The organism is Mycobacteriales bacterium (assembly GCA_035995165.1).
In the GTDB taxonomy this organism is placed as follows: Bacteria; Actinomycetota; Actinomycetes; order Mycobacteriales; family CADCTP01; genus CADCTP01.
Genome location: DASYKU010000022.1, coordinates 34,764 through 44,829, shown reverse-complemented (window position 1 = coordinate 44,829; position 10,066 = coordinate 34,764). Strand labels below are relative to the sequence as shown.

Annotated in this window: 12 protein-coding genes; all 12 read right to left on the bottom strand. The window is 73.8% G+C overall.

Annotated features, from left to right (window positions below):
* Positions 1-168 precede the first annotated feature (168 nt).
* Complete coding sequence (dprA, locus tag VGP36_03960; GenBank protein ID HEV7653879.1) at positions 169-1,365, bottom strand: DNA-processing protein DprA; 1,197 nt, start codon at positions 1,363-1,365, stop codon at positions 169-171.
* A 172-nt stretch (positions 1,366-1,537) separates the two neighbouring features.
* On the bottom strand, positions 1,538-3,058 hold the full coding sequence (locus VGP36_03955; protein ID HEV7653878.1) for a YifB family Mg chelatase-like AAA ATPase: 1,521 nt from the start codon (positions 3,056-3,058) through the stop codon (positions 1,538-1,540).
* Entirely contained in the window at positions 3,058-3,420 is a 363-nt protein-coding gene (locus VGP36_03950; protein ID HEV7653877.1) for a YraN family protein, read from the bottom strand. The genes VGP36_03955 and VGP36_03950 overlap by 1 nt, the downstream gene beginning before the upstream one ends.
* A gap of 207 nt (positions 3,421-3,627) precedes the next feature.
* Complete coding sequence (locus tag VGP36_03945; GenBank protein HEV7653876.1) at positions 3,628-4,548, bottom strand: hypothetical protein; 921 nt, start codon at positions 4,546-4,548, stop codon at positions 3,628-3,630.
* A gap of 111 nt (positions 4,549-4,659) precedes the next feature.
* On the bottom strand, positions 4,660-5,592 hold the full coding sequence (locus VGP36_03940) for a hypothetical protein (protein ID HEV7653875.1): 933 nt from the start codon (positions 5,590-5,592) through the stop codon (positions 4,660-4,662).
* A 550-nt stretch (positions 5,593-6,142) separates the two neighbouring features.
* Complete coding sequence (locus VGP36_03935; GenBank protein ID HEV7653874.1) at positions 6,143-6,310, bottom strand: hypothetical protein; 168 nt, start codon at positions 6,308-6,310, stop codon at positions 6,143-6,145.
* 19 nt (positions 6,311-6,329) lie between these two features.
* Positions 6,330-6,638, bottom strand: a complete 309-nt coding sequence (locus tag VGP36_03930; GenBank protein HEV7653873.1) for a DUF2469 domain-containing protein — start codon at positions 6,636-6,638, stop codon at positions 6,330-6,332.
* Between the two features lie 67 nt (positions 6,639-6,705).
* Positions 6,706-7,419 carry a ribonuclease HII gene (locus tag VGP36_03925; protein ID HEV7653872.1) on the bottom strand — a complete coding sequence of 238 codons (714 nt, stop codon included), beginning with the start codon at positions 7,417-7,419 and terminating at the stop codon, positions 6,706-6,708.
* 16 nt (positions 7,420-7,435) lie between these two features.
* Positions 7,436-8,302: a signal peptidase I gene (gene lepB / locus VGP36_03920; protein HEV7653871.1), complete on the bottom strand. Its 867-nt coding sequence runs from the start codon at positions 8,300-8,302 to the stop codon at positions 7,436-7,438.
* A gap of 36 nt (positions 8,303-8,338) precedes the next feature.
* Complete coding sequence (rplS, locus tag VGP36_03915; GenBank protein ID HEV7653870.1) at positions 8,339-8,695, bottom strand: 50S ribosomal protein L19; 357 nt, start codon at positions 8,693-8,695, stop codon at positions 8,339-8,341.
* 135 nt (positions 8,696-8,830) lie between these two features.
* On the bottom strand, positions 8,831-9,553 hold the full coding sequence (gene trmD / locus VGP36_03910) for a tRNA (guanosine(37)-N1)-methyltransferase TrmD (protein HEV7653869.1): 723 nt from the start codon (positions 9,551-9,553) through the stop codon (positions 8,831-8,833).
* The gene (rimM, locus tag VGP36_03905) at positions 9,550-10,059 is read right to left on the bottom strand and encodes a ribosome maturation factor RimM (GenBank protein ID HEV7653868.1); all 510 of its coding nucleotides are present in this window, start codon (positions 10,057-10,059) and stop codon (positions 9,550-9,552) included. The genes trmD and rimM overlap by 4 nt, the downstream gene beginning before the upstream one ends.
* Between the last annotated feature and the right edge of the window lie 7 nt (positions 10,060-10,066).

Below are 10,066 nucleotides of genomic sequence, written 5' to 3'. Positions count from 1 at the left end.
CCTACGGCCGCTGACCGCCCACCCGGCCCGACCGACCTCCTCCCCCTCCGGCCCCTACGGCCGCCGACCGCCCACCCGGCCCGACTCAGACAGGTAGGGCGAGGGCGTGCCGCTACGCCCCTGGCCCGAGCCAGTGTGAGGACGGCGGCCCGAGGGAGAGTCGGCACATCAGGGGCGGGGGGTTCGGGTGGTGGGCGTGAGCTGCCAGCCGGCGGGGGTCGCTTCGATGAAGCCGTTGAGTTCGAGGCCGGGGAGGCAGCGCAGGACGTCGAGGGGCGGAACGCCGCAGCTGACGGCGATCCGGTCCGCGGAGGCGACGCCGGCCGCGGGCAGACCATCGAGGACCTGGCGGGCCAGCGGCGCGAGGGCGTCGCGGGGATTCGCAGGCGCCTCCTGCCGGTCGGCCAGGTCGTCGCCGAGCGCCCCGACCGCCTCGATCACCTCGGCGGCGCGGGTGACCAGGCCGACCTCGGGATCGGAGCGCAGCAGCGCGTGCACCCCGGCCGACTCGTGTGAGGTCACCGGGCCGGGGACGCCCAGCACCGGCCGGCCCATCCGCAGCGCCTGCCGGGCGGTCGCGAGCGACCCGCTGCGCAGGCCCGCCTCGACCACCACGACACCCGCGGCGAGCCCGGCCACCAGCCGGTTGCGGACCAGGAAGCGGTGCCGCTGCGGCGTCGCGTCCGGCGGGAACTCGCTGATCATCAACCCGTCCCGGCCGATCCGGCCGAAGAGCTGCTCGTGCGCCCGCGGGTACGGCTCGGCCAGGCCGCCGGCCACGATCGCCACGGTCAGGCCGCCGGCGGCCAGCGCCCCGCGGTGGGCCGCTGCGTCGATACCGAACGCGCCGCCCGAGACCACCGCCCAGCGCCGCCCCGCCAGTCCGTGCGCGAGCATCCCGGCCACGTGCAGCCCGTACGGCGTGGCGCTGCGGGAGCCGACCACCGACACCGCCCGGTCGAACGCGGCGTCCACGCGCGGCGCGCCCAGAGCCCAGAGCGCGAGCGGCGGGGTCAGCTCGACCTGATCCCGACCTGAGCCCGAACGCCGGCGCTCCGGTCGTTCCCGGTCGTAGGCGACCTGCATCGCCCGCAGGGCTTCGTCCGGCCACTCGTGGTCCTCGGGCGTGACGAGGCGGGCGCCGATCCGGTGCGCCTCGGCCAGGTCGGCGGCGGCCCGGTCCTGGTCGCGCCGAGCGGCCGACAACGCGGACACCGCGCCGACCACCTTGCCGGACCGCATCAGCCGCATCGCCTCGACCGGCCCGACCTCGCTGACCAGATCGAACACCGGCCCTCGGCCCGGCTCGACCGCCCGCGTCAACCACGCCCGCGCCAGCCGCACCTCTTCCGCCGGCACCCTCACCACTCCGACCACCCACCACCGGGACCGCGCTCCCTCGCCATCCCGTACGCCAGGCCGCGCCCGCGACGGGGTACAGCGGCCGCTGGAAGGACGACACGGTCCGGCGACCACACCCTGCCGCCCCCGCCACCGGCGACCGGCCTCGTCCGCCTGCGGACGGAAATCCGGGTCATCAGGTGCTCCAGCGGGTGCGGAGGGCGACAGCTTCTTCGACGTCGTCCTGGGTGGGGCGGTCATGGCCGGCCAGGTCCCCCACGGTCCAGGCGACACGCAGGATGCGGTCGTAGCCTCGGGCGCTCAGGGCGCCGCCGTCGAGGCGACTGTCGGCGCCGGCGGTGACCGTGGCGGGCAGCCGCCAGCGGGTGCGCAGTTGCGGACCGGGTACGTCGGCGTTGATCCGCCAGCCGGTGCCGCGCAGCCGTTCCGCCGCCACCGCCCGGGCCGTCGCCACCCGCGCCGCCACCGCCGCCGAGGACTCCGCCGTGCCGAGGCCGTCGAGCAGGTCTCCCGGCGCGACCGGTTGCAGCGCGACCTGCAGGTCGATGCGGTCCAGCAGCGGCCCGGAGATCCGCCCGAAGTACCGCCGCTTCGCCGTCGAGGTGCACTGGCAGTCCACCTCGCCGGCCGGTGCCGCGCACGGGCACGGGTTGGCCGCCATCACCAGCTGGAACCGGGCCGGATATCGCGCCACCCCGCCGGACCGGGCGATCGCCACCTCGCCGCTCTCCAGCGGCTGCCGCAGCGCGTCCAGCACGCCGGACTGGAACTCGGGCGCCTCGTCCAGGAACAGGATCCCGCGATGCGACAACGACACCGCCCCGGGCCGGGCCTGGTGGGAGCCGCCGCCGACGAGGGCGGCCGCGCTGGCCGTGTGGTGCGGCGCCTGGTACGGCGGCCGCCGCAGCAACGGCGCGTCCGCGGTAAGCAGCCCGGCGACCGAGTGCACCGCGGTGACCTCCAAGGCCTCCTCAACGCCGAGCGGCGGCAGCACCCCCGGCAGCCGCTCGGCCAGCATGGTCTTGCCCGACCCCGGTGGGCCGGTGAACAGCAGGTGGTGGCCGCCGGCCGCGGCGATTTCGACCGCCCGCCGCCCGACGGCCTGGCCGACCACGTCGCAGAGGTCCGGCCCGGACATGACCGGGCCGGTCCGGATGTGGGGAATGGCCGCCGTCCGCTCCGGCACCCCCCGCAGGAACGCGAGCAGGTCGGCCAGCTCGGCCACGCCCCGGACGTCCAGGTCCGGCACCAGCGTCGCCTCGGCCAGGTTCGCTGCCGGGACCACGACCCGGCGGATCCCGGTCCGGGCCGCCGCGATCACCGCCGGGAGCACGCCGCGGGTCGCCCGCAGCTGCCCGTCCAGGCCGAGCTCGCCCAGCAGCACGACCTCGTCGAGGTGCTCGGCCGGCACCGCCCCGGCCGCGGCCAGCACGCCCACGGCCAGCGCGACGTCGAACATCGAGCCGCGCTTCGGCAGCGTCGCGGGCAGCAACGCCAGCGTCATCCGGCGGGTCGGCCAGGCCTCCCCGGAGTTCACGATCGCGGCCCGGATCCGGTCCCGGGCCTCGTGCAGGGCCGCGTCCGGCAGCCCGATCATCGTCACGCCCGGCAGCCCGTCGGCGAGGTCGGCCTGGATCTCGACCAGCTGGCCCTCGACCCCGAGCACGGCCACGGAGACCGTCCGGGCCAACGTCATCAGAACGCGTCCTTGAGGTGTCGTACGACCGGGTCGCCGCCGTCGTGCCGGCGCAAGACGGTCACCACGTCGAAGCGCAGGTCCCGCCAGCCGATGCCGTGCGCGGCCAGCCAGCGCAGCCCGAGCCGGCGCAGCCGGGCCGACTTCACCGCCGTCACCGCCTCGGCCGGGTCGCCGAAGCCGGTGCCCGAGCGGGTCTTCACCTCGCAGAACACCAGCGTGTCGCCGTCCGCGGCGACGATGTCGATCTCGCCCTCGGCGCAGCGCCAGTTGCGATCCACGATCCGCAGCCCGGCGCCCTCCAGATGCCGCGCCGCCAGCTCTTCCCCGAACCTGCCGACCGCGCCCTTGACCCGTCCCACGAGTCCTCCCCTCGTCGGGAACGAGCCTCGCGAGTGTGCAGGGCGGACGACAGACCGAAAACGTCCACTGTGGACAACGCGTTCGGCTGTGGACAGACGTTCGACACGAGTCACGAGACATGAAAGACACGACACATGAACAGGCACCGGAGCAACGGAACCGCCGGGCCGTCCGAAGTGGACGACCCGGCGGTCAGCGGAAGAACGTCAGAACGGCCGCGTCCAGGCCCAGATCGACGAGCCGACCCGGCTGGTGCCGCGCCAGACCCGCCCGTCGGCCCCCTGCCCGACCACCACGCGCAGCGTCCCGGACCGCCAGAGCTGCGCCGACGGAGAAGACGTGAACACCCCGCCGATCCGGTGGAACGACGAGAAGACACCGCCCGGAGCCCGGCTGGCAAGGTAGAGCGCACCGTCGGTGCCGATCACGTAGACCTCGGTGCTGCCATTGGGCAGCCGGATCACGGTCGGCGCCTGGAACGTCAGGCCGCCGACGCGGGTCCAGCCGGTGCCGGCCCGGTTCTCGTACACGGCGCCGTTGTCGCCGCGTACGAAGAGGTCCTGCTCGACCGCGCACGTGCCGGAGACCGCCGGGACCGCGGCCGGGGCCGAGCCCATCCGGCCACCGAGCGAGGACCAGCCGCCGCCGGCGAGGCTCCGCCGCCAGAGCGCCCCGTCGCCGCCGACGACGTACACGAGGGGCTGGGTGTCGGCCGCGCAGCTGACCGCCGGCGCGGTCAGCGAGCGGCCGCCGATCGACGTCCACGGGCCCCAGGTGGCACGCACGAACTTCCGGAACCAGACCGCGTCGTCGGCCCCGGTGGCGAACACGTACATGTCGTCGTCCGCGTTGACCGTGACCGCCGCGGGCCGGCTGTGCAGGGCGCCGCCGAGACTCGGCCCGGCGCCCTGGCCGATCGGGTCGTCCTGTGTGTACTGGGCCAGCGTGCCGTCCGCGGCCTCGTAGAAGTACTTCAGCTGACCGAAGTTGGTCGTGGTCACCGCGGCGCCCGAGTGGTCGAACACCGGCTGCGGCGCCGGATCGGCCGCCGCCGTACCGGTCAGCGGCAGCAGGAACGCCGCGCCGCTCAGGACCGCGAGTGCGGTCCTCCCCCTGGAAAGATTCATTCTCCCCACCTCCACCCTGCTCGATGGCCAGCGGCGCAGAAATGTTGCCTGCGGAGGAAGAGTGCCCGAACGGGCAGCGGTCCGTCCGAAATGGACGGACCGCACGGGTGGCTACGGCGCAGGACGCCAGGTCCAGGTGCCGGTGCCGACCGGGTTGGTGCCGCGCCAGAGCCGGCCGTCCCCGCCGCGGGCGACGACCACCCGCAGCGTCGGCGACGTCGGCGTCGCCTTCCAGAGCTGGGCCGCCGGCGAGCCGGTCAGGTTGCCGCCGATCCTGATGAACCGCGACCAGGTCGAGCTGCCGGCAGCCCGGCTGGCCGTCCAGAGGGCGTTGTCGAAGCCGACCACGTACAGCTCGGTGCTGCCGTTGGGCTGCCGGATCAGCGCCGGGGAGAGGATCGCCTGGCCGCCGATCTTGGCCCAGCCACCGCCGCGGTTCTCGTACACGGCGAAGTTGGTGGCCACGCCGAACACGTCCTGGTCCGACGGGCACACGCCCGCCTGCGCCTGGACCGCGCCCGGGCCGAAGAAGAACTGGCCGCCGATCGGGGCCCAGTTGCCGCCGGCGAGGGACTTGCGCCACATCGCCCCGTCGGTACCCAGCGAGTACAGGGTGGGCTGGGCGGTGGCGTCGCCGGTGCAGGTGGCCGCGGGCGGCCAGAAGGACCGGCCGCCGGCCGGCGTCCACGGGCCCCAGGTGCCGCGGCCGTCGGAGAACTGCCGGAACCAGACGGCGTCGTCGGTCCCGACCGCGAACGCCCACGTGCTCGCGAACTCCGACCCGATCGTGATCGCGGCCGGGCCCTCGTGCAGGGCGCCGCCGAGGTCCTCCGCGGCGCTCCCCTCGGCCTTGTGCACGAGCGTGTTGCCGGTCGACGCGTAGAACGTGTCGAGGCCGCCGAACGCGGTCGTGCTCAGCGCCGCATCCGAGATGTCGCCGAGCAGCACGTGCGGCTGCGGTGCCGCCGCGGCCGGGGCGGCCAGCGGCAGCGTCACCAGCGCCGCGCCGAGCAGCGCCGGGACGAGAGTTCTGGACAGGGTCACTTTCCCCACCTCCTGGTCATGTCGACCCCAGGAGGGGTACGGGAGCGGACCTGGTACGACCTGGCCCCAGGTCTGTCCGATCGGGCAAGGCAGCGGCGGTCCGTCCGGAGTGGACGGACCACTGTGAGGAAGGGTCAGGAGATCAGGCGCCAGGTCCAGGTGCCCGTCCCGACCTGGTTGGTGCGCGCCAGAGCCGGTTGTCACCGCCAGGGCCGACGACCAGCCGCAGCGTCGGTGCCGCCGTCGAGGGCTTCCACAGCTGCGCTGCCCCACGGGTCAGCATGCCGCCGATCCGGACGAACCGGGACAGGTCGAGCTGCCGGCAGCCTGGCAGGCCGACCAGAGCGCGTGCTCGTTGCCCACCATGTACAGCTCGCTCGCCGACCGCCGGGAGAGTGCCCGGGGCGGAGCCGAGCCGGCCGCCCAGCGACTGCCACGGACCGTCCGGCAACTGCTTGCGCCAGAGCGCAGCCCCCCATCGCCGCCCTCTCCTCGACCCGAACCACACCGTACGAGCGATGCGACACCAGCGGCAGGGCCGACGGGCCGACTACTCCGGGTCGTCCGGCTCCGGGGTCCGTACGCCCTCGACCGGCGGCGCGGTCTCGGAGGTGCCGTGCAGGGAACGGACCGGCGGCACGGTGCCCTCGGGGGCGTCGGCGGGCGCGGCGGGGATGTCGGGCCGCTCGGGGTCGGGAGCGGGCTCTTCACGCGTCATGGGAGACGGCGTACCCAGATCAGGCGTCCGGCACCTCGAGGTCGGGCTTCTCCAGCTCCTCGACGTTGACGTCCTTGAAGGTCACCACGCGGACGTTCTTCACGAACCGGGCCGGGCGGTACATGTCCCAGACCCAGGCGTCGCTCATCCGCAGCTCGAAGTAGACCTCGCCGTCGGCGTTGCGGACCTGCAGGTCGACGGCGTTGGCGAGGTAGAACCGGCGCTCGGTCTCGACGACGTAGGCGAACTGCCGCACGATGTCCCGGTACTCCCGGTACAGCTGCAGCTCCATGTCGGTCTCGTACTTCTCGAGATCTTCAGCACTCATGCCCGCTCCTCGGCCAGCCCGGCAGGCGCAGGCGCCAGCCGACCGGACCTCGTCGCCACCCGCTCGCTCATGCCGTCACGCCTTCCACGGACTCATCTTCGCGCACCGGCGCCACGAACACCGCACGCCCCCCGACGCGTCGGACGTTGACGTAGGAGAACCGGTGCTCGGGGCACGGCCCGTGCGCCGCGAGCGCGGCCGAGTGCATCGGCGTGATGTACCCCTTGTGGGTCGCGAACTCGTACTCCGGCCACCGCGAGTGCATCTCGACCATGATCCGGTCCCGGGTCACCTTGGCCAGCACCGACGCGGCCGCGATGCAGGCGACGGTCGCGTCCCCCTTCGGCACTGCCAGCGCCGGCACGGTCAGCCCGCGGACCGGGAACCCGTCGGTCAGCGCGTACGCCGGCTCCGGCTCCAGCTGCGCGACCGCCCGGCGCATGCCGGCCAGGTTCATCACGTGCAACCCCTGCCGGTCCACGTCGGCAGCGGAGATCACCACCACCGACCAGGTCACCGCGCGCTTGACGACCTCCGCGTAGACCTCCTCGCGGACGGCCGGGCTCAGCAGCTTGGAGTCGTTCAGGTCCGGCACCTGGCCGCGCTTGCCGTCGGGCAGCACGCACGCGGCCACCACCAGCGGCCCGGCGCAGGCCCCGCGGCCGGCCTCGTCCGCGCCGGCGATCAGCGGGAACCCGCGCCGTCGCAGCGCGCTCTCGCAGGCCCACAGCCCGGCGTCCCGGCGCACCAGGGCACGGGGTGGTCTCAACGGGTCGGTCATGACATCCGCGAGCGTACTAGCGTCGCCGTCGCCGTCGCCGGGTCGAGGCGTAACCGAATCCGGCCACCAGCAGCACGGGTATCCCGATCAGCAGCGGCAGCGTGTACGGCGCCCGCTTCCCGTCGCCGCCGAAGTCGCTCGGTGCACCCAGCGTGTTCCACCGGCTCACCGGCCAGATGATCACGAACGCCTTGCCGATCACGTTGCCGACCGGGATCGTGCCCTGGTCGGCGTCGTTGAGGTGCGCCCGGGAGTCGGCCGACTCGTCGCGGTGGTCCCCCATCATCCAGAGCCGCCCGGCCGGCACCTTGACCGGCCCGAACGGGATCTCGTCGAAGTTCGGGTCGGCCGAGTAGACGTACGACTCGTCCAGGCCGCGGCCGTCGACGGTGACCCGGCCCTGCTCGTCGCAGCACTGGACGGTCTGGCCGCCGACCGCGATGACCCGCTTGACGAAGTCCTTCTCGCCCGGCGTCGACACCCCGAACGTGCCGGCCACCGCCCGCAGCGCCTTCGACACCGGGTTCGTCGGCTGGATCGTCGTGATCTCCGGCGCCCACGACTCCGGGCCCTTGAACACCACGATGTCGCCCGGGCGCGGGTCGTGCAGGCGGTAGACGACCTTGTTGACCAGCACCCGGTCGCCGGAGCACCCCGGACAGCCGTGCAGCGTGGTCTCCATCGACCCGGACGGGATGAAGAACGCCTTCACCAGGAAGGTGTTGATCAGCAGCGCCAGCACGATCGCAATGACCAGCAGGACCGGCAGTTCACGCCAGAACGAACCGCGCTTCTGCCGCCGGACGGCGGGGACACCACCGCCCTTGCCGGGATCCGGGCTGGCGGGCTGAGCTGGGGTCCCCACCGGGGTCTCGTCGGACACCGGGCAACCCTACGAGATGCAGGTGTGTGCCCAGCGTCAGCGGGTCACCGGGTCGCGCTTCTCCTTGATCTTGGCGGCCTTGCCGCGCAGATCGCGGAGGTAGTAGAGCTTGGCCCGGCGGACGTCGCCGCGGGTCGCGACCTCGATCTTCTGGATGATCGGGGTGTGCACCGGGAAGGTGCGCTCCACGCCGACGCCGAAGCTGACCTTGCGGACGGTGAAGGTCTCCCGCACGCCGCTGCCCTGCCGGCGGATGACCACGCCCTGGAAGAGCTGCACGCGCTCGCGGGAACCCTCTACGACGCGCACGTGCACCTTCAGCGTGTCGCCGGGGCGGAAGTCCGGGACGTCGGAACGCAGCGACTCGGCGTCCAGGGCATCCAGCGTGTTCATCTCGGCGCTTCCTTCGTACGACAGGCGCGCGGACACGCGCACCGGGGGCTCTCGGTCAGGGGCGTCGGGGCCCGAACCGGCCCGCGACAACCAGTCCAGGGTGCCACACGGCTTCGCGCATTGCGAAACCCGGGGTCAGTCGAGGGCTTCCCGGTCCCGTTCGGTGAGCTCGGCCAGGGCCAGCAGGTCCGGCCGGCGGGCCGCGGTCCGGCGCAGCGACTCGTCCCGGCGCCAGCGGGCGACGGCGCCGTGGTCGCCGGACAGCAGCACGTCCGGCACGGCCAGCTCGTGCCAGGACGGCGGCCGGGTGTAGACCGGGTACTCCAGCAGCCCTCCGGCGTGCGACTCCTCGGCCAGCGACTCCGGGTTGCCGAGGAAGCCGGGCAGCAGCCGGGCCAGCGCCTCGATCATGACCAGTACCGCGGCCTCGCCGCCGGCCAGCACGTAGTCGCCGAGTGAGACCTCGTCGACCGGCATCCGCCGGGCCGCCCAGGAGACCACCCGCTGGTCGATCCCCTCGTACCGGCCGCAGCCGAAGACCAGCCGGGGCTCGGCCGCGAGCTCCTGTGCCAGCTCCTGCGTGAACGGCCGCCCGGACGGGGTCGGCACCACGAACCGGGCCCCGCCGTCGGGAACCAGCGCGTCCAGGGCCAGCCCCCAGGGCTCGGGGCGCATCACCATGCCCGCTCCCCCGCCGTACGGGGTGTCGTCCACGGTGCGGTGCCGGTCGGAGGTCCACTGCCGCAGGTCGTGCAGGTGCACGTCGAGCAGGCCGCGCTCGACCGCCTTGCCCAGCAGGGAGACCCGCAGCGGGCCGGCCAGGTACTCCGGGAAGATCGAGACGACGTCGACCCTCACAGGTCGAACAGCCCCTCCGGCGGGTCGACCACCACGCGCCCGCCGGGCACGTCCACCGCCGGCACCATCTCCCGGACGAACGGGACCAGGTGCTCACGGTCCTCGGCGTCCCGCACGACCAGCAGGTCGGAGGCAGCCGAGTGGACCACGTCGCTGACCGTGCCCAGGGTCGTGCCGGCCGGGTCGACGGCGGCGAGGCCGACGAGCTGGTGGTCGTACCACTCGTCGTCCTCGTCGATGTCCGGCAGCTCGGCCGAGTCGACGACCAGCACGGTGCCGCGCAGCGATTCCGCGTCCTCCCGGGAGCCGAACCCCTCGAAGGACACGACGATGCCGCCGGAGCGCGGGTGCACACCGGCGACGGTCAGCGGACCGCGCTCGGCCGGGTCCGTACGCAGCGACGACCCGGGCGCGAACCGCGCGTCCGGGTCGTCGGTGCGTAGCTCGACGGTGACGGCGCCGTTGAGACCGTGCGGCTTGCCGACCCGCCCGACCACGAGGTCCACGACGGAG